The sequence below is a fragment of the Desulfosporomusa polytropa genome (assembly GCF_055380075.1).
Genome location: NZ_AP042400.1, coordinates 3,277,912 through 3,303,879 on the forward strand (window position 1 = coordinate 3,277,912; position 25,968 = coordinate 3,303,879).

Sequence of the window (25,968 nt, forward strand, 5' to 3'; positions counted from 1 at the left end):
CTTAATCCGCTCTGAGACGGTTCCGGCGCTCGTATACTTCTGCGGACTCTCTCACTAAAGCGGCATTAATTTTTGCGTTATATTTTACTTCCAGTTCTTCAGCAATAGCTAGTAATTCTGGTTTAGTGGAACGATAGGGACGCATTGCATTATAAATTTCCAGAACACGATCATCCGGAATAGCAACAATTTCAGCTGCACGACGCAGGTTATCGCCAAACTGGTATCTGCCTACGCCATCAGCAATCTCTGCCTGCATTCTAAGAGTTTCCGGGGTAATACGAACATCCTCGGATTTTACCTCGCCGCTCATAATCTTATCTAAGGTAATATCTGACAATGTTTTGCCTGTAGGAGTTCTTAACAGTTCGGGACGCTTGCTAGCTAGCGGATAGTCACGTTCAGGACAAAGGCCAGTTGATGCCGGAGCCTGACAGGTAGTTGCTTGGGAAGCGGGAGCACCAGCCATAGATTTTAATACCTCACGAACGATATCTTCTAACATTTTATTTTCTGACATTTATTTTCACCTCCGCCTAGTTAAAACTGCACATCAAGTTCGACCGGTTTAGCGCCGGGAACTACGTGCTCAGTTTCTTTAATATGAAGTACTGCTGCAATAGCCTGGTATTTAGGCCGGGCCATTTGGTCGTTTCTAGTTGGTACTGGGGTAGGGGATTGACCCTTCGCGTATTGAGCGGCATTTTTACCGATTTGCCGATAAGCCTCAAGATCGAGTAATGGGGATTGTGAGAACAATTCGAGATTGCTCAGCGGCGGCAAACCTTTTTGATGAATTACCGTAGTGCCTCTGGATTGGATACCAATAGAGATACCTGACCCACTAAGCTTGGTAGCGTCATGAGCAGCAAACGCTACGTCAGAGGTTCTGAGAACCCGGATTACTCTTGCATGCACGCCTTCTTCTTCAATGCCTGCAATCATTTCGCGGAGTACATCACTATGGGGTACATTTACGATAGTTTTATTCTGATATTTGCCAAAGGCCGGAGCCAAAGCTATGATAACTTCGTCTGATCGGGTACCTGGACGAGCTTCCCCTTTTTCCACGAGGGTCATGGGACGTCCGGTTGCTGCGGCCGCTGTTTTAGGAGCTCCAGGCTGCGCCATGCCGGCAAGAACCTGCCCTACTATTTCGCGAATCAATTGTTCGTTAATTTCCATTTCCATCCACCTTTCTCCTAAATCAAACGTCAAAATCAGACGGTTTTATTGCCTGGCGTATGTCTTTAATTTCATCCCAACGTTCTTTGCTGAGGCGATAGCCTGTTCCCGGCCCAGCGTAGTCGTTTTTGTTATTTACAGCGCTAATAACGTTAAGATTTTTATCGAGAATTGCTGAGGTATGGAGATAGTCGCCAGAAATACGTTGTTTAAGAACACCTAGTGCATTTTCAGCAACATCAGCAAAACCGGATTTGGCAAGGGCTTTTACGACATCTACACCAGTAATGCCACGTTTCATCATATCTTCGGCAGCCTTCAGGTCTTCAACAACATTCCGTTTAATGATTTCTTTGGTGCCATGGCAATAAGTAACAGCTTCCACTTCGGCATCAGTAATAGCCGGGAAACCAAACTCATTAAATACTGCCTGAATAGCTTTAGCCGCTTTACTACGGATAGCAATAACGTCTTCTTCAGATACCGGCTTGAGACCGCCATCAATCATAAGGTCGCGTTGGAGAATATTCCAGTCATCATAGTCATCAACATCCCAGTTGGAACCGGCAAACATGTTATCATAGTTCGGAGTTGCGCTGTAACCGGAACAAATAAAGTCAGTGCCTGGCAACATTTGCATCAGAGTTCGGGCGGTACGGCGAATATCGGAATGGGTAAAGGTTTGGTCATTACTTGAAGCAACTTCCAAGTCAAGCATTGCAGCTGTTAGGTTTTCACCAAGAATAGCGCGAATACCGGAAGGAACAGCGGCAGGTACGCCAACACAACTTACAGAACCGTTCTGGAGACCTTGGACCCCAGCGCCACGAGTCAGCATAATGCAGCGAACTTCCAGGTATAACATCGATTTGCCTTCAGCATAACCCATTTGTACTTCAGAACCAGTGCCGGAAGTAAAGCGCATTTTAAGACCGCGTGAAGCATATGCCGAGGCCAGGAAGGCTTTGGACCAAGGAGTGTCGTCACCATCTACGAATACGTTTTCAGTACCATATACCGAGATAGTTTCGGCATAAGCAGTGATGCCTCTCATGCCTAAGAGCAATTCGGTTGCTTCCTCAAGAGCGCATTGAGTAAGTACGCCACCACGACCTACTTGGGAACCTACTAATATGGACAAAGCATTAAACGGTGCATACCGAACAACAGCTACTGTTGTTTCCATTTCATCGAAACCGCGTAATGCTGCTTCAGCAGCATCGGCAGCAATGAGTGCTGGATTATCTTGCGGGTTAGTAACATGGCATTGATTTGAAGGAATCTTCCGGGCCCGCATTTTTTGCAAAGCCATCATCATTTCTACTACATTCATGGTGTTAAGTACAGCAACAATTTTTGCTGCCGTCAAGCCACGAATAATCTTAATAAGTTCATCCCGGGATACATTGACATCAACAAGCATTTTGGCAATTTCAACATCAGACATAGCCATTGCTTTATTAGCAATGCCAGTGTCAATAGCATAATCTGCGATAAATTGATCGATAAAGTCGAACTGGGCGCGAGGAATACCGTCCATTTCAACTACTTTACCGTTTTCAATCTTAATACTGGGTTTAGGATCGTTGGGGCTGCCCATAGCCATCAGGCCAACTTCCGGCCACTCGACTACGAAACCATCCTGATTTACAGGGCGGGCTTCCAACACCTCAAAACGTTTTGATCTCTTCATCTCAATTTCCCCCCTGTATTTTTAGATATATGGATTTGTCGTGGATGGAGCCGGACCAGCCATAGCTTCTAATACTTTTTTGCCTACTTCTCTAGCACTAATTACCGCTTGACGTACAGCACCGGAGTCACCAGTGATTTGAAGAATAACCTCGTTAGAGAAGGAAGTGCCACTAGCAGGGCTGGCATAACCGACAACTTCAACGCTGGCCGTTTTTACGGCGACATCAGACATTAAAACACCGATAGCAGCAGGTGCACCTACAATTAGGCCAAAGGATTTACCGATAGGTGCGCCAAAGGCTTTATTAATCGCATAGCTGGCGCGGGCCGTATATTGAAGCTCAAGATGACCGGCATCGTTACCATATACATCACCGAAAGTACGGTCAAGTTCTTTTAAAGCCACTTCTATGGCCCGACGAGCATCAGATACTTCTTCAGCCCCGAAAATAATCAGGCAACCATGACCTGCGCCACCTTTGGTATCACGGGCAAGCTCAATTGTTACGATTTCGGTATTGGTGGCTTTTACTGCTTCATCAGCAGCCATAATATGCGGGCCGGCGCCAGTACGGGCACCGAGAATACCGATAGAATGATACTTAGGATCAAGTTTCATTTTTTCATGTAACATAGGATCAACGTTGGCAATAACCAAACCTACCGTATCACCAATGGCAGTACCAACAAACTCGGTAATACCGGGGTTGCAGGCTGCCTTCACGGCTTCCTGGGCTGGAGCTGCCTGAGCTTCTGTCTCCATACGTTTCTTAATTTCATCCATGACCTTTTCGATCAACTGGTCTTGCATATAATTACACCTCCAAAATTATGGCTATTTAACTGTAGGAAGAATTTTCTCAACATCAGTATGCGGACGGGGAATTACATGAACAGATACTACCTCTCCCACATTTCTGGCAGCAGCAGCACCTGCATCAACCGCAGCTTTGACGGCGCCAACATCACCACGCACCATCACAGTAACTAAACCGGAACCAATTTTTTCATAACCTACTAAAATGACATTAGCTGATTTTACCATGGCATCAGCAGCCTCAACGGCTCCTACTAAACCTTTTGTTTCAATCATGCCTAACGCTTCGCTCATAATTACACCTCCTTTCGCATGAGATATTCTGTCAATTCAGCCAAACCTGCTCCGGTATACGCAGAAACACAAAAAAAAGGTTCTTTGATTCCTGCCTGTAAAAGACGGTTTTTGGCTTTTTCCTGGTCAGCCCCAGGGGCATCTATTTTTGTGACTACTCCTACTACCGGTCGCGGAAACATGGCAGTAAACCCGGGTGGGAGTGTGATACGACAATCTGTGGCATCCTGAACCATTAGAACTAACGTGGCCTCAGTAGCTGTCACGGCTAAAGCCGAGTAAAAACGCGGCATTTGCGCATATTCACCAGGTGTATCGATGGCTCCGTTAGTAAAACAGATGCTTGATGTTTTTTCAGCCTTGTTACAGTCATTATTAAGGGCATTAATTAATGATGTTTTTCCTGCACCTACAGGTCCGACCAACATAATCATATGCTGCTACGACCTTGTCAGCTTGGCGGTCGAAAAACCCAAACCCTCAGATAATAAGTTGACGACTTGCTTTAAAGCTGCCTCAACAGCCGAGACATTGCCGGTAATAACTACAGAACCAGTAAAGCGATCCATAAATCCAATTTGGACTGCTGCTGTTTTGGTTGCTGCGTCGGCTGCAATAATAGCTGCTTCACAAGGAGTAATTGTCAAGATACCAATGGCCCCCTTATCCACAATACCCAGTTTTTCGCACAGTTCTTTTTTGGGGTTGGCGATAAGATGCGCTAATGTTACCTGTTTACCAGGCACATATTCCTGTACTACTCTCGGCTTTTCTTGGAGCATGACCCCTACCTCACAATTCTGTTGTCTTTTTGACTCCTCTTAATAATTAGATTTTTTTGCAAGTTTACCTTGAGACGAACTTGCGTAACCACAGGACATATTTGCCTGTATTCCGGATAAACCACTCTTCAAGAAGCAGCTCTTATTTTCATCTCATGGTATTTCTTTGTGCTATCTTGGTGTTTTTGCGAATGAAAACAAAAAAAGACTGTTTCTCACAGTCTTTTTTGTATGTATTCAAGTTCTATATGATATTTATATTATGACAGTATTTTTTCGTTATATTCTAAAAATTTATTGCTACCCTTTTAAGACTTCAGAACTTAGTTTACTATTCTTAAGCTTTGTACGGTATTGATTGGGTGTAACCCCCACTTCCTGACGAAATACCCGGCAAAAATAACTGGCATCTTGGTAACCAGCTTCAGCAGCCACACGAACAACTGTCATTTCCGGCTTCTGCAGCATAAGTTTCGCTTTGTCAATTCTAACCTTAGTCAGAAACTCAACAAAGTTACAGCCCTGTTCTGCTTTAAAAATGCGGCTGAAGTAGTAGGGGCTTAAATGGACAGTTTGTGCAACTTCATCTAAAGAAATACTTTTATGGAAGTTTTCTGTTATATAAGCACAAGCCTTATTTATTAGTCTTACGTTCATACTGCTGCGGTTCTCTAGCATATTATCCATGAATTGATCCAGTGAATCCAGAATCCAGCACCGCACCTCTTCCCTGTCTGTGCAGCTTATCAAATGATTGATACAATTAAAATTGAGCAACGTTAATTTTTCGAGATTGGCCCCACCTTCTACAGCTGCTCTAGATAATACAATCAGTAGTTCCAATACACACGCCTTTACCGTCTCCATACTGGCTTTGGCTGTAAAGACTTCCTGTAAAAGCTGCCGCAAAATTTCCTTAGCTTGCTGCCGTTCACCACAGCGAACTTTATCTAGGAGATTGCGTTCATAATTAAAGGGATAGCGAAAGGAAGCAACGTTTAGGTGCGGCACATCATCAATATGGATAATTTGATTATCGCCTATATAAAATTTTTGTTGCTGTGCACTGACCGCTTCAAGGTATGATTTATGAATTTGCAGCGGGTCGTTATAATAACGGCCAATGCCAATTGTTAAGCTAATGCCTACTTGAATTATATCATCCCTGATTTTTCCGGCCAACTCCCGGACTTGCTGTTCGACTTGCCCTGGGTCGATATCACCTTCATAGCCGATAAAAATAATGATTTCATCGCCGCCAAAAGGTACCACCAGTATTTCTTTGCCAGCGATTTCGCAAACATGCTGATATACCTGCTGCTTAACCACCTGTTTTTCCAGTTCGGATGCCCTGCGGGTAAGCTGTTTAAAATTATCAATATTAGCTACCAAAATCACACCAGAATCAGCCTTGATCCCCAAGAAACCAGCCCGATCCCGAAAGTTGGTTAAATCAGTAACCTTGCCGGAAATCACGTCATGGATAAATGAATTCTTGATAAACGGCATAGCCTGATCGAGATTTTTTTTGAGTTCAACTTCTTCCTGCTCTTTGCACTTTCTCCGATGGATTTTTTCTACAACAGCCGTTAACGTCTGCAATAAGTCTTTAGGTCGCAGCGGCTTTAACAAATACTCTGCTGCACCCAATGAAAGAGCTTCTTTAGCATAGTTAAATTCATCAAAGGCCGTCAACATGATAATGGTTGTGTCAGGCAACGTTGCCCTGATGGCACGAGCCGCATCCAGCCCGCTAATCTCTGGCATACGAATGTCCATAAGCACAATGTCCGGTTTTTCAGCTGCAGTAATAGCTACAGCACTTCTGCCATCCCCGGTTTCAGCGATAATGCGCACTTCTGGACAATTACGTTCAATGATAAACCGTAAAGCCTGCCGTTCTAATTGTTCGTCGTCGGCAATCAACAGTGTATACATACATATGTCTCCCTATATAATTCACTACATACCTGCCACTTGCTGCGGTTCTGGTGTACTTAAATTAAAATCCGAAAGCTTTGCCATATTATACATAGTATAGGTCATGGTTTTAAGCATGGCAACCATCAATATCGCGCCAGTTCCCTCGCCCAACCCCATATTGGCCCTGATAGGTATATCATCAGCTAATATGTTGCCTAACAGCATCGCATAAGACATACCCGGCTCTTTGGACATATGCGAGGGTAACCCACAATGTTCTACCTTCTTATTAATCCTAGAAGCACAGGCAAAGGCGACGGCAGTAATAAAACCGTCGATGACAAAGGGGGTTTTGCGTTTTGCACACTCAATCATAGCCGCACATATAGCAACAATGTCCAGGCCCCCAACACAACGCAAAATATCTTCAATACTACGGAAGCTTTCCCGATGGCGTTCAACGCCTTTAGCTACTACAACACATTTTCTTTTAACAATCTCATTGACTGGTCCACTAGCGCCATACCCTACAACAAATTCAGGTAAGATTCCGGTCATGGCATGCAAAACGGCTGAGGAGGTAGTGGTATTGCCAATTCCCATTTCGCCAAAGGAAACTAAGTTTGCACCTTGCGTATCAATGGCATAGCCAGCCATCTCTTCCCCTACACGCCATGCCTGTTCAAATTCAGCCAGCGTCATGGCTTCCTCTTTCATAAAGTTTTTTGTACCAGCAACAACTCTGCGGTTAATACCTGCTATCTTTTTATTATTTATTCCGATATCAATGACAGAATAGGGCACATTATTGGCTTGACAAAAACAACTAATAGTAGCTCGCCCGTCTACCATATTTTGCGCCTGAAGGTAGGTGATTTCCTCTGGGCAAGTCGCCACTCCTTCTTCAATAACACCATTATCAGCAGCAAAAATCAAGTGATAGGGTTTGATTTCTGGATGCATCGTACCCCAAGCCAATAACATTTTTTTGAATATTTTCTCTAATAAGCCTAGGCTGTTTACTGGTTTTGCTGCACCATCAACTAAATTGTTTACTTTTGCCTGATAATTCACGTTTACGCCTCCAATTTTCATGTTTTGCGCCAATAATAAAATAAACCCTAGCCCAAAAGGGCCAGGGTTATGGTTTTCATAAATCCTGTCCTTCTGGTACTACCTCTGGCGCGGAGGTAAATAACAGCCAAAACAGGCAGGTCTCCTGGCTTACGGATCATAAGAATACCCTCGCCTTCCCGATTGCCGGTGGCATAATAAAAGTATTCTTCCCCGATTACAGTGGCGCGACCGCGTCGTTTAAGGATTTTTCAATCCTTCCGAGCTTCCCTATTCTCCTCTTAACTTACTAAGAGGCACCTGTATGGTGGAAATTTATTAAATTTTAATTTCTATATTTATCGTATTCTACAGGTAAACCTGTTCTCCTGTTAGCCTATGCACGATTCGCAAAATGTTGAAATATTTAGTCCAAAAAGTTCTATTTTATAGTTTTTACGTAAAACGAGATAGTTATCCCTTGTTATGATTTGTTGTTTTTTTGCTAACGTTTCTCGATTACGCCGCTATATCCTTGCACAAACTATAAAACAATGCTACTCTTTGGTGAACCGATGTATAAGGAGGCTATCGTCTTATGGAAAAGATCCATGAATATTTTATGACACCTATTAGCATCTTAGGTACAGGCTGTATGGAACGAATTGTCGCCTATATAAAACCAATGATGTTTAGAAAAGCTCTAATTGTCAGCGACAAAATTCTTGTCGATACTGGACTGATTGACAAACTTCTGAGCTTACTTACTACTGAGGGGATTTTTTATATCATATATAAGGACGTTTCGCCTAACCCAACAGTCGACCAAGTAAATTATGGTTTAAAATTACTTAGGGATAATGGCTGTGATTTCTTGATATCGTTTGGCGGCGGCTCCCCTCATGACTGCGCTAAAGCCATCGCTCTTTTAGCTACCAATGACGGTGAAATTGCCAACTACGAGGGCTTGAACCAATCCAAAAAACGAGCTGCACCGCTTATTGCCATAAATACGACAGCCGGAACAGGCAGTGAACTCACGCGGTTTTGCGTTATTACTGATGAGAAACGACACGTAAAAATGACCATTAACGATTGGCATGTTACCCCTATCATTGCGGTAAGCGACGCCGAACTCATGCTGGGCATGCCACCTGGTCTCACTGCAGCTACCGGCATGGATGCCTTAACCCATGCCATCGAAGCTTATGTATCGACAAATGCCAGTCCGGTAACTGATTGCAAAGCAGTAAAGGCGGTTGAGTTAATTGCCGGTAGCTTATGTACTGCCTATAACAATGGCAGCGACTTAAAATCTAGAGAAGCCATGGTTTTCGCGGAATACCTAGCTGGCATTGCCTTTAATAATGCCAGTCTTGGCTATGTACATGCTCTCGCTCACCAACTGGGCGGCTTTTACAATCTGCCCCATGGCCTGTGCAATGCTATTTTATTACCTGCTGTCATGAAATATAACCTGCCAGCCGCCATTACTAAATATGCTGATCTTGCCCGCGCTGCCGGAATCAATACTACCAACCAGTCATCAGAGGCAAGCGCCAACGAATTTGTCGCCCAAGTGCAGCAGCTTAATAAAGATTTGGGCCTGCCAGCCAGACTATCGGAACTACGAGGCTTTAAACCGGAAGACATACCTTTGTTGGCAGAAAATGCGCTTAAGGATGTCTGCTGCCAAACCAACCCCCGCCAGGGCTCACAACAAGATATCGAAGATATCTACCAATCAATTTTATAGGCTTAAAGAAAACCGCTAACGCGTTCCTTTGGCTTAAAGTTCAATCAATGGAATACGAAGAGAGGGGTTTTACTTTTGTCATTGCCACAAAAGTAACAAAAGGTCTAGGCCCAAAGCCTCCAAAAGCTGAAAAGCCAGGCGATATTCCTAAAATCCGTAAACTCGCTACGTGAACCGGTACCCCGATAATGGACACTATTATAAAGTCCGTATCGGGGTTTTTGTATGTTCATAGAACGAATAAATGTATATAATGAAATTATTAATTACCGGAGGCGGAATTTTAGTGAGTAATATATTCTATAGCGAATCGGATCAACACATCCTTCTGAGAAACCCCAATGTAGAGAAAGTAACTGACCGCTATATCTCGTATCATTCCGATTTTAAAATTAGAGCGGTCAAAGAATACTTATCTGGAAAGAAGCCTAGACAAATTTTTATTGACAATGGCTTCAATCTTCAACTAATAGGAGACGATAAACCATTTGTCTGTATCAAAAGATGGCGTATCATTTTCAAACAGCGTGGTGAGCAAGGTCTGAGAGAAGCGGGACGAAGTTCAAAAGGTATCCGTTTAACAGGCAGAGAGTCGTCCATTGAAGATAAGTTAAAAAAGGCCGAGGCCAAAATTTATTTTCTTGAGGCAGAAAATGAATTGTTAAAAAAGATACGGGAGAAAGAAAGAAGGCGTTAAATGCTGCAGAAAAGTTCCAAATCATATATCGAGTCATACGAAAGTATCCGAAGTATCGTATGATTAGTTACTTATGTGAGATAGCACAAGTTAGCCGTAGCGGGTTCTATGCCTGGCTGAAGGCAGCACCTAGTCGATACCAGAGAGAAGAGCATGACAGAAATGATTATAAACTGATTGAAGAAATATTTATTGCTACTAAAAGAAAGGGTGGCTGGCGCACGATAAAGATGAATCTAGAAAGAGAGTACGCAATTCTTATGAATCACAAGAAGATTTTGCGTATTATGCGAAGGTTCCAATTGGTTACGGTGGTGAGACGGAAGAATCCGTATCGAAAAATGGCAAAGGCAACTCAACCTCATAAAACGGTATGTAATCTGCTAAAGCGCAAGTTTGATCACCACGAGCCGCAAAAGGTCATGTTAACCGATATTACCTATCTATATTACGCCGAGGGGCGTAAGGCTTACTTATCGGTCATTAAAGACGGATCAACAAGAGAAATTTTGGCTTACCATCTATCGACTTCTCTCGAAATGGGTCTTGTGATGAAAACGCTGGACCGATTACAGGAAACTTTGGGCGGAAACATCCACCCTGACGCAATTATACACTCGGATCAGGGATTTCATTATACACATCCTGAATTTCAGTGCAGGGTGAAAGAATTATTGATAAAACAGTCCATGTCTAGGAAGGGCAACTGTTTGGATAACGCATCAATGGAGTCATTCTTTGGACATATGAAGGATGAAATTAATATAAAAGAGTGCCAAAGCTTTACTGAAGTTCAGAATAAGATCGATGAATACATTGAGTATTACAATTGCCAACGTTACCAATGGGGATTAAAAAAGATGACCCCAAATCAATATCGGGATCATCTTATCGCTTCCTAAAACGGATTTCTTCTCACTGTCCTAATTTAGGGTACCAGTTCACGCTCAAACAATACGGATTTTTTAACGGAATACCGCCCGGCTTTTCTCCTGCGGAACGCTTTTTCCGGCAAAGGCCGGGAGGTTACGGGGAGTTGCCGTGAATTGCAAGGCCTAACCCTTGCAATTACTACGATACCGTTAACCCCTTTGCATACTTTGAGTACTTTGCGGTAACAATCCTTAAAATAGGCTTGGTTTTAGGCTATGGAGTTAGGTTTGTTAAACCACAAAGGACACAAAGAGCGCAAAGGGTTTCGAAGGGTAAGCGGTTTTACTTTTGTCATTGCCACAAAAGTAACAAAAGGTCTAGGCCCTAAGCCTCCAAAAGCTGAAAAGCCGGGCAATATTCCTAAAATCCGTAAACTCGCTACGCTCAAACAATACGGATTTTTTAACGGAATACCGCCCGGCTTTTCTCCTGCGGAACGCTTTTTCCGGCAAAGGCCGAGGGGGCTACGGGGAGTTGCCGGGCGTAAACAGTACGGCCGCCTGTGCCGGGTTTTGTACTTGACGCCCCTTGTTTTATAATGCCTCCGCGACTCCCAAAACTTATAAATTCATAAAAAAAGTAATGCCCTACAGCGAGAATGAACTGCAGGGCATTACTTTTTTGCTTTACATGCCAAACATACTAATAAGCGCCTTTACCAGCAAACCTGAAACCATCCCCATAAAGGGGTCAGCTATTGCTGTCACAGTCATAGTTACACCACCAATAATGGTATCAACACTACCCACGCCACTATTTAGTGCCAAGCTGGCATTGATGGGTACAGTTACAATAGCACCTAACACTAAGAGAAAGCCGGCAATGGATTCATTTGGTACATACTTTCCAATCTTGACAAGTAACCCAGCCGCCAAAATAGCAGCCATACTGACCATCATTAAAACTCCTGACGCTAGTGGATGCGGCGCAGCTCCGGTAGCTGAAATGATAGCCTGAACTGGCGCACCGCCAAAAAGTGAGGATACGATATCAGCAATACTGCTGATAATTGTCAGATAATCAAGATTCACTTCCGTCTTGGCTAAGGTCTGCGCCGTAATATTACCAAAAGCGATATTGGCACCAATATTCAGAGCACTTAAGCCTAGCGCCCCGCGAACCACATTTTTCGTAAAGGACAGCTTTCGCATAACAAACCGTTCACGCCCCGGTTCAACCGCCAGCTGCTGATTCCGTTTTAACCAAACACTAACCAGCGACGAAATAGCAACACAACTAACAATAGCATAAATAAGTTTATCAGCTGGATTTGGGGTAATATAATAACTTAAAAGAGCTGCAATTATAGAACTACTACCCACAATAGGATTTCTTACAGTCATTTCCACAGCAACCTTGGCTAAAACTATCCCTATACCGGCCATCATGGCATATGTAATCACCGGACCAATAAAAGCAACGATAACTTTAAACAGTCCTAACAACCCGACAGCAAGCAAAATCACGCCCTCAAGAAAAACCATCGAAATTCGTTCCTGCACAGTACGCCCCATGGTTCCTACCAGCGTTAACGTCTCCGCCTGAAAAGAAATAGGAGCCACAACCCCTAATACCCCACAGCCGATGGCGCCAATAATAAAACCAGCTGCCGTCGGAACAGACGCAAAACCGAAGGTCAAAGCATATAAACCTCCTGGTATGGCGTTGATTACTACTCCCAGAGCTACAATCAAATCCTGCATACTCAACATGTTTACCCCCTATTTTTTTTGCGCCAAACATAAATACTCCTAGCCCAAAAGGGCTAGGAGCTTACTATTCATAATCCTATCCTTCTGGTATTACCCCTGGCGCGGAGGTAAATAACAGCCAATACAGGCAGGTCTCCTGGCTTACGGATCGTAAGAATACCTCACCTTCCCGGATTCTCGGTGGCATATTAAAGGTAATCTTCCCCGATTACAGTGGCGCGACCGCGTCGTTTAAGGATTTTCCAATCCTTCCGAACTTCCCTATTCTCCTCTTAAACGTAAGAGGCACCTGTATGGTGGCGTTATTAAGTTCTATTTTTAACCAAACATAGCAATTCCGAGCGGTGTCACCAGCAACGGATGTGGCGGAACATGCACCTGCCGGCCAAACGCTTTACCAAACTCGGTTTCAAACCCCTGCAAATATGCAGTACCGCCCACTACATAAACAGGATAATCATCAAACTCTTCATATCCGATTAACATATTTTTAACCACAGTTGCCATTTTTTCCACAACCGGCAAAATGACCGGCATAATTTTACGGTGCTGAGTAGAATCGCGCTTCAGCAATTCAGCTTCTTCAAAGGATATCTTATAAGCACCAGCCAAAACTAAAGACACATGTGTACCGCCTGTTGGTTCATCGGCCGTAAAAACCAATTCCCCATTACGTAACACAGCAATACCGGTGGTGCCACCACCAATATCTACCACAATACCATGCGTAATTCCCAACGCCTCCGCTGCTGCCACCGGTTCATCTACCTGGCAAACTGGTTCCAAACCAGCCCCGGCGATAACATGACCACAGGCCATCGCGTTTCTTCCTACTGTTCCCGGGGGAATGGCAGTAGCTCCTTTATCTAAGGTAATTCCCATCCGTGCTTCGATCTCGGCCTTCAACTCTTCAACAATAACCATGGCTCCTCGAAAGTCAACAACCAAACCATCCTTAACCACCGAAGCCCACTGCATACTCCCTGCCACCGGGTTACCGGCCGCATCAGTAACAACCAGCACAACATCGGCTGTTCCCAGATCAACCCCGACCTTGTAAGGGCCTGGCAGATCGGCTACCGTTTTGGTTTCAATCAATTCATGCAATTTATGAATCTTCTCATAAGCTTCCACGCATTAGCCCCCCCCCCTAACCACCTGCATTACTTAGGTTTATAGGTATTTGCTTTCCCTAAAACTCAGGCAAATATCTGTTACCATAACCATAATTTTATTACCTGTATTTTACTATCCCCTTACACGCTTGTATATAGTAGATTCTTGTCTTTTTCTGTTGCTAAAATAATTAACGCTTATTACAACTGGTGTAATAAGATTGCCTTGTCTCTCCCGCTCGTAAAGGCTATAATAAGAATAGATAGTTTTAAAGGCAGGTGTCAGCAATGGAGAATACAGAATTCCTGCGAGCCATCAGCGCTATTATCAAAGAAGAAATTAAACCTATTACCCAACGCCTAGACAACATGGAAAAAGATATTATCACCATCAAGTCAGATATGGCCACTAAAGCCGATATTACCCGATTAGAAAATAAAATTGAGCAATATGGCGAAGTCCAGCAAAAGGACATCTATCACCTGCTCCAATTAACCAGTAAAAAGATTGATACCATTCATGAAGATTTAAAGTCCTTGGCAGAAGTCACCGGCGAACATGAAATCAAAATTCGTTCTCTTGCCCGCCGTCCTGTTTAAAGGCAACCAAGTAATTAGCCCGGCCTCAATGTGCCGGTTTATTTTTTTGCACAAAAAAGCAAATACCAGATTAAAACTACGATAGCCACTACGCCTATAGCTAACATACCAATAGAATTACCTACACCAGCTATCTGTTGCCAATTATACCCCAATCCAATCCCCAGATAGATAAGAGCACCACACCAAACAATTGAACTAAAAAAAGTCCCGAAAATATAGTTCTTACCATTCATCTGAACAAAGCCTGCGGAAATAGGGATAGCGCCGCGGATGACCGGCAGGAGCCTGCCGAAAACGACGGCAGAAATGCCGTATTTGTTAAGCCATTTCTCAATAGTCATCAATTTAGACTCAGCTGGCATAAACAGGGAGATATGTCGCGCTACAATTTTTGTTCTACTAAAAAAGCCAAGTCCATAACTAATAACAGCCCCCAGTAAATCTCCCGTCGCAGCAGCCGCAATGGCAGGAATTATTTCCAATTGTCCGCTAAACACTAAATATCCGGTAAACCCCAAAGTTAATTCTCCTGGCAAGGGCAGACCCATACCAGTAAGCATCATAGCTGCAAAAATAGTAAAGTAGCCATATGTATCTAGCTGATCAAGCACTGCTTGTGCTACTTGTTCCATTGTCGAATTACCTAACCTCCACTGAGTAATAGATACATTGCTAATGTAACCTAGATAAAAGTCAATACGTCCTCCACTGGTTTTCGCGGTGGTGCTGATAATTTATCAGAAGCTGGTACTCCCAGCGGTGTCATGGCAGCCAAATAATAGCCTTCTTTCCTAAAACCAATATATGCTGAAATCTCCTCAGCAGCATGCGTCGGTCCGGTCATCCAGCAAGTTCCATAACCTCGATCGGCAGCAGCTAACAGCAGATTTTCCAGGGCAGCTGCGATATTTTGAATTCCGGGATTGGGTTTAGCATATTTTACGGCCTCTTCGCACGGCATAATGCCATCAGCCAATAGCATATCAGCAATAGTGTCATATGGACCGGCATACACAAGAACTAGCACAGGTGCAGCTTTGAAAACCGTTTGATAGGGTAGGCTCGCTTTTAACCCCTTGATTTTTGCCTCATCACATAAATAGGTGCATAACTCGGCATTCTTTCGCTCAACAATCCGCGCAATCTCGTCAATCTTCTCCTTATTGGTGATAACAACAAAATGCCAATTCTGCTGGTTTTTTCCCGAAGGTGCATAAGTGGCAGCTTTAATTAATTCTTTAATGGTTTGTTCAGGGACTTCTTCCTTGGTAAATCGACGTACACTATGACGCTTGTAAATAAAATCAAGATCCATAACAACTAACCTCCTTAGCTATTAAATTATTTTTTCACCTTTATAGCGTTCACCGCCAGCGTCAGGCATAAATTTATACCGCTCACTCCACAAAGTCTTATATTTTACTGCCTGAGCGTGAATGCTGTCCCATTCCTCTGGTACAAATCTCACCACTTTACCAGGAACGCCAACCACTAGGGAATGAGGAGGAATGATCTGGTTCTCCTTGACTACTGCTCCGGCAGCAACAATGCTGCCTTTACCAATCACCGCACCAGTTAGAATAATAGCCCCCATGCCAATTAAACAATGCTCTTCTATAATACAGCCGTGAATAACGGCATTATGTCCAACAGTAACATAGTCGCCAATTAGTGTTGGATGATCATCGGCTACATGCACAACAGTATTATCTTGTACATTGCTGTAGCAGCCAATTTCAATCTGATTTACATCTCCCCTGGCAACAACATTCACCCACAGACTGCTAAATTCCTTCATTATAACCTTACCTATAACCTTAGCACCATCTGCAATAAAAGTTTTCTCAGCAAGCTTGGGACTAATTCCTTCAAATTCTGCAATCATTACTACATCTCCTTATACGGGAACGATCATAAACATCGTCATTTCTGTATTTTTCAGTTTACTATACAATATTATCCTATCAAAATAACGTACTACTAATACCATAATCCAATTAGCCGCCAATACCCAACGCCGACTGTCAAATACAGCGCGGCATGCAGCAAGGTAATCACTGTACCAACAAGCCACCAAGTCTTTTTATCATTATATCCCTTTTCCATCAAGAATGGCCCTAACGCGTTGCCATAATGAGTCAGTGTACACGAAATAATCATTAAATAGGCTAACACAAAAAAGGCCGGATAGCGGGGTACATCGGTAGCCGCTACAAACGAAAAAATAAGTGGTGAAAAGGCTACCACATAGCCAGTATAGGATACAAAAAAATAGTGTGGCACAATGGCCAGCGCCGCGACTAAGAGCAAAATCGAATAGGCCCCCAGGCCAGCGGTCGGCAACATTAGTTTGATAACACCGGCAAACCAAGTAAAAAATTCCAACTTGGTCAGTGCCACTGAAAAGCCCAAAATAGCACCAAACCAGATGAGAAGTGACCACATTTCTTTGGTTTCAGCCAAGTCCTCCCAATCGAGAACGCCAGTGACCAGCATAAGCGATACACCAATAAAGGCGACCAGCGTACTATCCACTTTGGTTATCGTACCTGTAGACCATAGAATCAATATCGTGAAAAATATTCCAATCGCAGTTAACTCGTTCCTAGTAATACAACCCATGCCTGACAATTCCCGGCTAGCTCTTGCTCGCACCTCGACCATCGAGGCAGACTCCGGCGGGCATAGCTTAGATACAATATAGGGTGTCAACAAAAAACCGATAAACCCTGGCAGCGCAGCCAGGGTCCATAATGGCCAACTAATACTTATGCCTAACACATCCTGAGCTAGCTTAACATTAATCAGATTTGGCCCCATCCCAGTCATGAACAACCCGCCTGAAAGCATACTGGCATTAAATGCCAGCAAAGTAAAATAGGCACCGGTTCGCTGTTTACCTTCCAGACTAGAACTGCTGGCATTAATAACCCCCTCAGCCAGTGGGTACACCAACCCGCCTGTCCGGGCCGGTGAAGACGGCGTACTAGTAGCTAGTATCATATCAATAAAACTTAAAATGTAACCAATCCGCAGTGTTGTTTTGCCGAAACGACAAATTAACCAAAGTCCAACCCGCCGGGTAAGTCCGGACTTTTTCAGGCCGACACCAATCATCATGGCCACTAGTGTCAGCCACAGCATTGCATCAGTATATCCAACTAATATCGCTTGAATGGGTAGAACAAATATACTTGCCAATGTTGTAATAACCAATAGCAACGTCGGTTCAGGACATGGTTGTAAAATAAGTCCTAGTATTAAAGCAACAAAAACACCAAATAAATGCCACGCCGTTACGCTTAAGCCACTGGGGGCCGGATAAGAAAAAAACACTACGGCAACACTCAACAAAACGGCAATTTTGGCAAAGCGTACTTTCACATACTCATCTCCTTACATAAAAAACTTCTTTAATACTACCACTTTCTCTCCCATGTTACAAAACCTTTTTACTATTACTAGTTTACTCCTTGTCAAATAACGAAAACAGGGCCATGCAGCCCTGTATATGTTAGACAATTTGTTTAATTCTAATAACTATTGACCAAAATGGTGCTATTACACCTTTTCGGTATCTCGTGACCGGAGCTGGGAAACGTCTTTATTATCTATAATCTGAGTAAGCGTTCGCATAAGTTGGTCTTTATCTTCAGGCAGCAAGCCTTGCAAATAAATACAGTTAGATGGATGAAGCGATGTAATACCGGAATGATTCAACTCCATATCTTGAATCATTAAACGCATCTCTTCCAATATTTCCATTTTTTCCGGGACTTCAAACTCGCCTTGTTGGCTTTTCTCATAGAGCTCGGTTCCTGGCTGCACTATAATCGTTAGCATTCCTATATAATCTGGCTGTATCTCATTACAGATTTGAGCCGTATTCTTTGCATGTTCCTGAGCTTTAGGCGTTTTTCCAGCCAGTCCTACAATCACAGTAACAAATAAATTGATACCCGCCTCTTTTATTTTTCTCCCTGCTTGCACCATTTCCGTGCGGCTGACTCCTTTTCGTATATCACGAAGAACTTGCTCATCTCCGCTTTCTACTCCCAAGTGAGCCTCAACTAGCCCGTGTTTTTGAAGTTCTTCCAATTCTGCGAGCGATTTATCTAGTATGCTAACTGCGCTCGCGTAAATTCCAACATATGTAAGAGTAGGAAATGTATCATATAGACAATCTAAGATCGTTACCAAGTCTTCTGTTGGCATACTTAGAGCATCACCATCTGCAAGGAAAACTTTTTCGATATCACCATAATATTTTTTTGCAAGCTCAATATCTTGCAATATTTCATGTAGTTCACGAATTCGATATTTTTTATTTTTGTACATATAGCAAAATGTGCATTGATTATGACTACAACCAATCGTACACTGAAGTATGTAATCATCCCCTGCTATATGGGGGCTGTAAATATCTCCTTCATATCTCATAATGAATCTCTTCTCTCCCCACAATCAAGCACCGATTAATTATTTGTTACTTTGCGCACATACATAAACTTAACTTTTGCTTTCTTCGGTTTATTTCTAAACAGCATGCTATATACCATTTTCTTAGCATTTTCCGGACTATTCGTTTCTACTGTATTCATCATTAAAAAAACCTCACCTGCAGTTGGGAAAACCCGATACTTAACTTCATATGTTTCCATAGTACAACACCTCAATCAGATATTTTTAGGACTCAGCTACAAATTGACCTGCTTATAATTTTATATCATGCAAAACCTAGAGACTAGGATGATACTACACAGGTTTAGCGGCTGAAAAATTTTTCATATACTGTAAAACTTCTTTGACAATTCCTTCTACATCATTAATATCGTAGCAAGGAACGCCAATATTCCATTCAACATCACTAGCTATCGCGACCAATTCCTTAGCACTACACAATAACTCCTTATGAACCTCTGAGCGAAAAACTTCAATTTTAGGCTTATCACTACGCTTAAAACCTTCTGTAAGTACTAGATCCACACCAGAAAGCATTGCAATTACTTCATCAAGTTTTTTCTCTTCTTCCACTTTTTCAATGATAGCAACTTTTTCAGTTGAAGATATTGCAACAATATCTGCACCTGCCTGCGCTAGTTTCCAAGTATCCTTACCTGGTTTATCTATCTCAAATTGATGAGCATCATGTTTAATAACGGCAATTTTGATTCCCTCGTCTTTGAGCCTTTTTATTACTTTTTCCAATAAAGTAGTTTTTCCTGATCCTGATGATTTAGCAACAAAAGATATTACAGGCGTAAACTGGTTATTCATTTTATCATTGCGCTCCTTTATTATAGCTAACTAACCGGTTTATGGATCTCGCCAAGACAGGATAAATCTTCTGGTGTATTCAGGTTACAAAATATTTCTTTAAGGTCTCCGATCTGCCCTAAATCGCTTTCCACTATTTTACAGACTCTTACATCGGGGTAAAATCTGTATACTTGGCTAACACCTGCTTGTAAACACTGTTCGATGGGTTTTATGCAATCGCGGGAATAGACTGCGCAAAGTGGTTCCAACCGGTTTCTTATCTCGGGAACTACTACGTCATAGCCTGCTTTTCGCTCCAGCAAATACCTGGCTAACTCTTCTGTAAAAAATGGCATATCACATGAGACAATAAATGAATACTGATGCTTTGCGACCATAAGCCCTGCGTGCATTCCGCCAAGTGGTCCCATACCCGGGTAGCTATCTGGAACCTCCACAATTCCCGGCAAATCATATTTTGCCGTGTGGTTACTGGCAATAATTATTTCATCCACAAAACCTCGCAATTTTCGCACAGTACGCTCGATAAGAGTTTCATTTTTAATTAATAGCAGTGTTTTATCACGCCCCATGCGTGAGCTACGTCCGCCTGCCAAAATTATACCACTTACCGCCATAATAGTCCCCCTAACCCATTGATTGTATTTCCATTATATTTTTGCAGGGGGTGTTTTACAACACACCACCCACCTGCAATTTTTTTACGTTTTGTATATAGATCTGTTCAAAACAGTGAACTACTTCTGTTCCATTTTATCTTAGCGTACGAGTCAAGACTCCCGCCTCTATAGGCGGCGTCAGTTCAGGTGGAGTAGACTCTCCACCTGAACCCCCGATGTTTCAGCTTGGCTGAAACGAGTTCACTAACGTGCATGCTGCTGCCCTGTAACAGGCACAGACGCAGTTACTTTTACTCGTACAATTTCGTTTTCAACCCAAACCGGGTTGTGATGCTCAGCCTCATGAAGTGGCTGAGTTCCGTCACCAAACATGCACAAGAACTCGCCCCAATTGTAAATGCCGAGGAAGATATGGGCAAATACACTCAGCCCCAGGACGATACCAACCACCAAGTGCACCATATCAAACCAGTACATGGCTGCTTTAGGAGCTACTGGCAGGAAGGCGTATAAGGCCCAACCAGTAACAATCAACAGTATACCACCAAACAACATCATAATTCCCATTTGTTTTTGGCCAGAGTTCATTTTACCCATCGGCGGTACCGGAATGGTTTTGCCTAATAGAATTTTCTGCGGATAGCCACCGCAAATCTTCATCCAGGCCATATCCCGCTCATCAAAGGTAAATATTCGACGAGTAAAGGCCACAATTCTGTCCAAAGCAAAGATGGTGTAAAAAATACACGATAACGTAAGAACGCAGGCACCAACAATATGGATTTGCATAATCAAATTTTGCAGATCTTCACCAAATGGTTTTAGCCAAATAAAAAATCCGGTAATGGCTGCTGGTAAAAAACCTATTATTAATCCCCAGTGAAATAGCCGCGAGATAAGAGGGTGCTTGAGTACCCGCGGTCCATGTTCATCATGATCACTCATCAATTATCCCTCCTACCCTAATTTCGTTCTGTCTACATACTTAGTATGAAACAGTTCTTCGGCCAAATTACTGAGTGGATTCTTGGCAAATTTTTCGTACACATCAGTAACTGCCTGATTGTTATGACTCTGACGGATTTTTGATTTTACATCATCGTTATAGATGCCTTGTGCCCGCATCTTGATGTATTTTGTGCGGTCTTGTACCAAATCTGTTGCAACATAGGCCCCAGTCCATAGGATGGCACCGGCTACACCCACGATTCCTATGAATTCACGCCGTGAGACCTTGACGGCCTTTTCTATATAATCATACTGCGCCATTGTGTTCCCTCCTTATGACCAAGGCAGTACAGCCTTGGCTTTATCCAGCCAGGAAGTACCCATTGGATTGATTGGCTGACCACCGCCATTAACACAGCCGGCCGGACAATTCATGATTTCGATGAAATGATACGGTGATTTACCAGCTTTGACTTCTTCCAATAGCGGTTTCACGTTTTCTTTGGTGCCATGAGCTACTGCTACTTTCAAGGTAACTTCTTTACCTGTTTTCACATCTTTCATGGTAACACTGGCTTCCTTTACGCCTTTGAGACCGCGAACAGGCTTGAATTCAAGCACATCCAGTTCCTTGCCAGTGATTACAAAATAGGCTGTCCGTAAAGCAGCTTCCATTACGCCGCCGGTATTAGCAAAGATCGTACCTGCACCACTGTACTGGGCCAAGGGATTATCCTTGTCAGTAAACTCAGCAACAGTCTTAAGATCAATATTTAACTTTTTAAACAAACGGGCTAAATCCCGGGTAGTGAGCACTACATCGATATCAGGATAGTTCCCGGTTCTGCCTTGCGTCTTCCAATACTGAGAAGCGCTGTTGAATTCAGGACGAGAAGCCTCGAATTTTTTGGCCGTGCAAGGCATAACGCCTACCATGAAGATATCTTCTGGATTAACCTTCCAAACTTCTTTAGCACCATAGGTTTTACCAAGTGCTCCAGCCATCATCATTGGTGACTTGGCAGAAGACATATTTGGCAAAAGTTCAGGATAATACAGCTCACAATACCGAACCCAAGCCGGACAACACGAGGTAAACTGTGGCAAAGGTCCTAAATGATGCTCTGCTGGCTCGCCTAACGCATAGTGGCGGATCTTACCAATAAGCTCCATGCCTTCTTCCATAATGGTCTGGTCAGCAGTAAAGTTAGTGTCAAGAACCTTAAACCCAGCCTGTTTCATTGCTCCATACATTTTTTCAGTTACCAGACTGCCGGGTTCCATGCCGAACTCCTCACCGATAGCAACGCGAACTGCCGGAGCAATTGTTGCGACAACAGTGAGCTGTTTGTTTTTTAGTTGCGCGAGCACTTTGTCAACAACGTCAACCTTATCCTTCGGTGCCCCAAAAGGACAATTTATCAAACATTGTCCACAAGAGATGCATCTCTCACTGTTGATCGTATGAACGGCTCCATATTTGCCGTCGATAGCTTCTGCCGGACAAAACGACTTGCAGGAATCGCAGCCTTTACAAGCCTTGCGATCGATTTCAATAACGCTCGTTAACTCATGCCCTTGAAATCCTTTCAAATTTAGACCTCCCCTATAAAATTTAAGATAACTTGGCTCGCATCAAACCTGTGGCGATTGACGAGAACTGAGTTAGCTTAGTAAATCAGAAAGTAAAATAACTTTCTGATTTACTAAAAAAACTATTTAAACCAATGATATAGGGTACTGCCTAAGCTTGTTTCCGTTGACACACTTATATAAAAAGTTCACTGCCGCTTCCTACCATAACTGCGGAAACTTCCTGCCCGGCTAGTAGCGGACCACTTCCCGCCGGCACATCAATTAGCGCATTACAGGCAACCATGGATTTCAGAACGCCATTACTTTGCGCGCCTGTAAGTTCTATATAATTAGTATTGTTAATTGTCTGTACTTTTGCCCGTAAAAATCTGCGCTGTGTACTTGATTTATTGAAGCTGTCTTTCAGAATTGCCGAAAATTTGAGCGGCATTTTTTGCTCAAGCCCGAGCATGATTTTAATTAAAGGCACAACAATCAAATCAAAGGTTATGTAGGCGGCGGCAGGGTTTCCCGAAAGGCCAATAATTAATTTATTATTGTGGCTTGCAGCTATCATCGGCGAACCTGGTTTCATATCAATTTTTCGAAAAATGATATCTGCCCCAATTTCCTTAAAAGCGGCTGGTACTATATCGTAATCGCCTACTGAAACGCCCCCAGTAGTAATTACTAAATCTGCTACATCTAATGCTTGGGTAAGGCGCTCAACTATAGCTGCTTTTTCATCAGGAACAATTCCCATTAACACAGGTGCTGCCCCTAGTTGTGAACAATAGGCACTTAGAAAATGTTGATTGGAATTATATATCTTACCTGGCCTGAGTTCTTCTGCTGGATCAATCACTTCGTCACCGGTACTAAGAATAGCTATTCTAGTTTTACTAAACACCGGTATTTTATCTAATCCAATTGAAGCTAACAGCCCCACAAGTGGTGGAGTCAACACCGCACCTCTCTTAGCAATAACTTCTCCCTGCCGTAAATCCTCACCGGCTCGAATGATATCATTTCCTGATTTTAGAGGATAATATAGATCGACCTTATTCTCGGTTCTTGTTACATCCTCAAATTTAATAATTACATCTGCGCCCTTTGGTAACGGAGCCCCGGTCATAACCTTGATAGCCGTTCCCGAAGTTACTTGTTTTTTAGGCATATAGCCAGCCCGCACTTCCTCAATAACTTCCAGGGTTGCAGGATTTGATGAACTAGCGGCTTCTGTATCTTTCGCCTGTAAAGCATAACCATCCAAAGGAGATTTGTCAAATGGCGGTAGATTTATAGCTGTTTGTATATCTTGACTTAAAATTCTGCCGACAGAGTCAGTCAACGCCACCTGACATTCATTAACCGGATGGGTAAATTTCAATAACAATGTCTGCGCTTCTTCTAATGAAATACCTGTCTTCATTTTTTCTACCTCCTGCTTCTTTTTCACGCACCAGTACCAAACGAACAGGCAGGATACTGACAAACCTCACATTCCAAACATAAGCCACCCATCCCAAGTTTCACAACCATTGGCCTTGTAATCTGCTGACCTGTCAGAACTAACGGCAAGATAAGGTCAAACACAGTCGTTTTGTGATACATAACACAGCCCGGAAGCCCTAAAACCGGTACTTTCCCCAAATACGCTACCATCAGCATAGCACCTGGCAATACAGGGGCACCATAGGTTACAATTTTCGCACCTGCTTTTCTAATACCACTAGGAGTCACATCATCAGGATCTACCGACATTCCCCCAGTTGTTAATATCAGCTCAGCACCATTAGCTATTAATGATTTCACCGCCTGTGCTATTTGCTCTGCATCATCAGGGACAAGGATGTGTTCAAGTACTTTGCACCCAAATCCTTCAACCTTTGCTTTTACAACTGGCCCGAATTTATCCTGAATGCGCCCATGATAAACTTCACTTCCTGTCGTAATAACGCCCACTTTATAAGGGTGAAACGCTTTAACGGCAGTAACCTCGGTTTGCTGCGCAATTTTCTCAACCATTTCTATTTTTGTTTCATCAACAAGTAAGGGGATAACCCGAACACCTGCTATCTTATCTCCCTTTTTCACAGGCCTGTTATTATTACGGGTAGCAACAACAATCTCTTCAATCATATTAATACGATTTAGATCCTCTTCATTTATAACAAGCATTCCATCATGCTCGGCGATAAGAGTAATCTTGCCTTCACTGGGTTCAGTCATGCTAAGTCCTTGTCCCTTTACGGCTCGGGCAAGACGTAGCCCCGCGTCATTTTCATGCAAAAATCCTTTTTTCATTTCCCACACATAGAGATGTTCTTTACCCAGCTTTAAAAGATCTGGTATATCTTCTTCTGTAATGATGTGCCCTTTTTTAAAGGCTTCTCCCTTGAATTCGCCTGGTATTATTTTAGTAATGTCGTGACATAGCACATTGCCTATTGCGTCTTCCACTCTGACTATCTGCATCGATTTTTCCCCTCTCGTTTTATCCTAGAAAAGTAACTTTAACCGATCCGCTCTATTGGATCACCGGCTTTTATCCATCCTGGGGTAAGCACTATGGTAAATATGCCTTCTCTAGGCATAACGCAGTCTCCGGTCTTTTCTCTGATGGCACACCCTTTGTGACACTCTTTACCGATTTGTGTCACTTCCATCAGTGTTTCGCCGATCTTAAGTTTAGTTCCTACAGGAAGCTCAAACAAAATGATACCTTCCGTAGTAATATTTTCGGCAAAACTTCCTGTTTCAAGCTGATCAAACCCCATGTTTCTAATCTTATCAATACTCTCGTTTCCAAGCAGACTTACCTGTCTGTGCCAATCACCGGCATGTGCATCCCCTTGCAAGCCTGAGTTCACTTCAAAATAACCCTTTGCGATGGCCTGCTTAGGCTCACCTTTTTTTTCACTTATATTTACTGCCAATACCTTTGCCACATTTATTCCCCCCGTATACTAACAAAAGC

Annotated in this window: 27 protein-coding genes, 1 pseudogene and 2 riboswitches; of the genes and pseudogenes, 3 read left to right on the plus strand and 25 right to left on the minus strand. The window is 43.0% G+C overall.

Going from position 1 to position 25,968, the window contains the following annotated elements:
- Position 1: 1 nt before the first annotated feature.
- From ACZ449_RS17145 to ACZ449_RS17185, 9 genes are all read right to left on the minus strand, one after another.
- Positions 2-520, minus strand: coding sequence for a diol dehydratase small subunit (locus tag ACZ449_RS17145; protein ID WP_464257278.1), 519 nt, complete (start codon positions 518-520; stop codon positions 2-4).
- Positions 521-540: 20 nt separating this feature from the next.
- The gene (locus tag ACZ449_RS17150; RefSeq protein WP_464257279.1) at positions 541-1,191 is read right to left on the minus strand and encodes a propanediol/glycerol family dehydratase medium subunit; all 651 of its coding nucleotides are present in this window, start codon (positions 1,189-1,191) and stop codon (positions 541-543) included.
- Positions 1,192-1,207: 16 nt separating this feature from the next.
- Positions 1,208-2,878: a propanediol/glycerol family dehydratase large subunit gene (locus ACZ449_RS17155; RefSeq protein ID WP_464257280.1), complete on the minus strand. Its 1,671-nt coding sequence runs from the start codon at positions 2,876-2,878 to the stop codon at positions 1,208-1,210.
- Between the two features lie 21 nt (positions 2,879-2,899).
- A complete protein-coding gene (gene pduB / locus ACZ449_RS17160; RefSeq protein WP_464257281.1) occupies positions 2,900-3,691 on the minus strand; it encodes a propanediol utilization microcompartment protein PduB in 792 nt (263 codons plus the stop codon).
- A 24-nt stretch (positions 3,692-3,715) separates the two neighbouring features.
- The gene (gene pduA / locus ACZ449_RS17165; RefSeq protein ID WP_464261896.1) at positions 3,716-3,994 is read right to left on the minus strand and encodes a propanediol utilization microcompartment protein PduA; all 279 of its coding nucleotides are present in this window, start codon (positions 3,992-3,994) and stop codon (positions 3,716-3,718) included.
- Positions 3,994-4,425: a EutP/PduV family microcompartment system protein gene (locus tag ACZ449_RS17170; protein WP_464257282.1), complete on the minus strand. Its 432-nt coding sequence runs from the start codon at positions 4,423-4,425 to the stop codon at positions 3,994-3,996. Before ACZ449_RS17170 ends, pduA begins: the two co-directional genes overlap by 1 nt.
- 6 nt (positions 4,426-4,431) lie before the next feature.
- On the minus strand, positions 4,432-4,773 hold the full coding sequence (gene eutS / locus ACZ449_RS17175; protein ID WP_464257283.1) for an ethanolamine utilization microcompartment protein EutS: 342 nt from the start codon (positions 4,771-4,773) through the stop codon (positions 4,432-4,434).
- 300 nt (positions 4,774-5,073) lie between these two features.
- Positions 5,074-6,711 carry a response regulator transcription factor gene (locus ACZ449_RS17180; protein WP_464257284.1) on the minus strand — a complete coding sequence of 546 codons (1,638 nt, stop codon included), beginning with the start codon at positions 6,709-6,711 and terminating at the stop codon, positions 5,074-5,076.
- A 24-nt stretch (positions 6,712-6,735) separates the two neighbouring features.
- Positions 6,736-7,770 carry a nicotinate-nucleotide--dimethylbenzimidazole phosphoribosyltransferase gene (locus tag ACZ449_RS17185; protein ID WP_464257285.1) on the minus strand — a complete coding sequence of 345 codons (1,035 nt, stop codon included), beginning with the start codon at positions 7,768-7,770 and terminating at the stop codon, positions 6,736-6,738.
- Between the two features lie 118 nt (positions 7,771-7,888).
- Positions 7,889-8,089, minus strand: a riboswitch (cobalamin riboswitch).
- A gap of 258 nt (positions 8,090-8,347) precedes the next feature.
- Between ACZ449_RS17185 and ACZ449_RS17190 the strand changes: the two genes are divergently transcribed.
- Together ACZ449_RS17190 and ACZ449_RS17195 are read left to right on the plus strand one after the other, a co-directional pair.
- On the plus strand, positions 8,348-9,505 hold the full coding sequence (locus ACZ449_RS17190; protein WP_464257286.1) for an iron-containing alcohol dehydrogenase: 1,158 nt from the start codon (positions 8,348-8,350) through the stop codon (positions 9,503-9,505).
- A 286-nt stretch (positions 9,506-9,791) separates the two neighbouring features.
- Positions 9,792-11,104 (plus strand): annotated as a pseudogene (locus ACZ449_RS17195) (IS3 family transposase).
- Between the two features lie 657 nt (positions 11,105-11,761).
- Here the strand turns inward: ACZ449_RS17195 and ACZ449_RS17200 are convergent.
- Both ACZ449_RS17200 and eutJ read right to left on the minus strand, forming a co-directional pair.
- Positions 11,762-12,847, minus strand: coding sequence for a hypothetical protein (locus ACZ449_RS17200; RefSeq protein ID WP_464257287.1), 1,086 nt, complete (start codon positions 12,845-12,847; stop codon positions 11,762-11,764).
- A 109-nt stretch (positions 12,848-12,956) separates the two neighbouring features.
- A riboswitch (cobalamin riboswitch) is annotated at positions 12,957-13,155 on the minus strand.
- Between the two features lie 10 nt (positions 13,156-13,165).
- Entirely contained in the window at positions 13,166-13,981 is an 816-nt protein-coding gene (eutJ, locus tag ACZ449_RS17205; RefSeq protein ID WP_464257288.1) for an ethanolamine utilization protein EutJ, read from the minus strand.
- Between the two features lie 269 nt (positions 13,982-14,250).
- Here eutJ and ACZ449_RS17210 point away from each other — a divergent pair, with 269 nt between their 5' ends.
- A complete protein-coding gene (locus ACZ449_RS17210) occupies positions 14,251-14,562 on the plus strand; it encodes a hypothetical protein (protein ID WP_464257289.1) in 312 nt (103 codons plus the stop codon).
- Positions 14,563-14,600: 38 nt separating this feature from the next.
- On the opposite strand, the gene ACZ449_RS17215 is transcribed toward ACZ449_RS17210, so the two are convergent.
- The 14 genes from ACZ449_RS17215 to ACZ449_RS17280 form a co-directional block, all read right to left on the minus strand.
- The gene (locus tag ACZ449_RS17215) at positions 14,601-15,197 is read right to left on the minus strand and encodes a DedA family protein (protein WP_464257290.1); all 597 of its coding nucleotides are present in this window, start codon (positions 15,195-15,197) and stop codon (positions 14,601-14,603) included.
- 50 nt (positions 15,198-15,247) lie between these two features.
- Positions 15,248-15,880: a nitroreductase family protein gene (locus tag ACZ449_RS17220; protein WP_464257291.1), complete on the minus strand. Its 633-nt coding sequence runs from the start codon at positions 15,878-15,880 to the stop codon at positions 15,248-15,250.
- Positions 15,881-15,901: 21 nt separating this feature from the next.
- Entirely contained in the window at positions 15,902-16,450 is a 549-nt protein-coding gene (locus tag ACZ449_RS17225; protein WP_464257292.1) for a gamma carbonic anhydrase family protein, read from the minus strand.
- A gap of 95 nt (positions 16,451-16,545) precedes the next feature.
- Positions 16,546-17,949, minus strand: a complete 1,404-nt coding sequence (locus ACZ449_RS17230) for a DASS family sodium-coupled anion symporter (protein ID WP_464257293.1) — start codon at positions 17,947-17,949, stop codon at positions 16,546-16,548.
- 177 nt (positions 17,950-18,126) lie between these two features.
- The gene (locus tag ACZ449_RS17235; RefSeq protein WP_464257294.1) at positions 18,127-19,005 is read right to left on the minus strand and encodes a radical SAM protein; all 879 of its coding nucleotides are present in this window, start codon (positions 19,003-19,005) and stop codon (positions 18,127-18,129) included.
- Between the two features lie 35 nt (positions 19,006-19,040).
- Entirely contained in the window at positions 19,041-19,226 is a 186-nt protein-coding gene (locus ACZ449_RS17240) for a hypothetical protein (protein ID WP_464257295.1), read from the minus strand.
- Positions 19,227-19,320: 94 nt separating this feature from the next.
- Positions 19,321-19,842 carry a molybdopterin-guanine dinucleotide biosynthesis protein B gene (gene mobB / locus ACZ449_RS17245; protein ID WP_464257296.1) on the minus strand — a complete coding sequence of 174 codons (522 nt, stop codon included), beginning with the start codon at positions 19,840-19,842 and terminating at the stop codon, positions 19,321-19,323.
- A gap of 26 nt (positions 19,843-19,868) precedes the next feature.
- Positions 19,869-20,462, minus strand: coding sequence for a molybdenum cofactor guanylyltransferase (gene mobA / locus ACZ449_RS17250; protein WP_464257297.1), 594 nt, complete (start codon positions 20,460-20,462; stop codon positions 19,869-19,871).
- Between the two features lie 246 nt (positions 20,463-20,708).
- Positions 20,709-21,410 carry a cytochrome b/b6 domain-containing protein gene (locus tag ACZ449_RS17255; RefSeq protein WP_464257298.1) on the minus strand — a complete coding sequence of 234 codons (702 nt, stop codon included), beginning with the start codon at positions 21,408-21,410 and terminating at the stop codon, positions 20,709-20,711.
- Positions 21,411-21,422: 12 nt separating this feature from the next.
- On the minus strand, positions 21,423-21,734 hold the full coding sequence (locus tag ACZ449_RS17260; RefSeq protein ID WP_464257299.1) for an iron hydrogenase small subunit: 312 nt from the start codon (positions 21,732-21,734) through the stop codon (positions 21,423-21,425).
- Positions 21,735-21,746: 12 nt separating this feature from the next.
- A complete protein-coding gene (locus tag ACZ449_RS17265; protein WP_464257300.1) occupies positions 21,747-23,006 on the minus strand; it encodes a [FeFe] hydrogenase, group A in 1,260 nt (419 codons plus the stop codon).
- 175 nt (positions 23,007-23,181) lie between these two features.
- A complete protein-coding gene (locus tag ACZ449_RS17270) occupies positions 23,182-24,420 on the minus strand; it encodes a molybdopterin molybdotransferase MoeA (protein ID WP_464257301.1) in 1,239 nt (412 codons plus the stop codon).
- Between the two features lie 23 nt (positions 24,421-24,443).
- A complete protein-coding gene (locus ACZ449_RS17275; RefSeq protein ID WP_464257302.1) occupies positions 24,444-25,466 on the minus strand; it encodes a molybdopterin-binding protein in 1,023 nt (340 codons plus the stop codon).
- A gap of 38 nt (positions 25,467-25,504) precedes the next feature.
- On the minus strand, positions 25,505-25,939 hold the full coding sequence (locus tag ACZ449_RS17280) for an MOSC domain-containing protein (protein WP_464257303.1): 435 nt from the start codon (positions 25,937-25,939) through the stop codon (positions 25,505-25,507).
- Positions 25,940-25,968 lie beyond the last annotated feature (29 nt).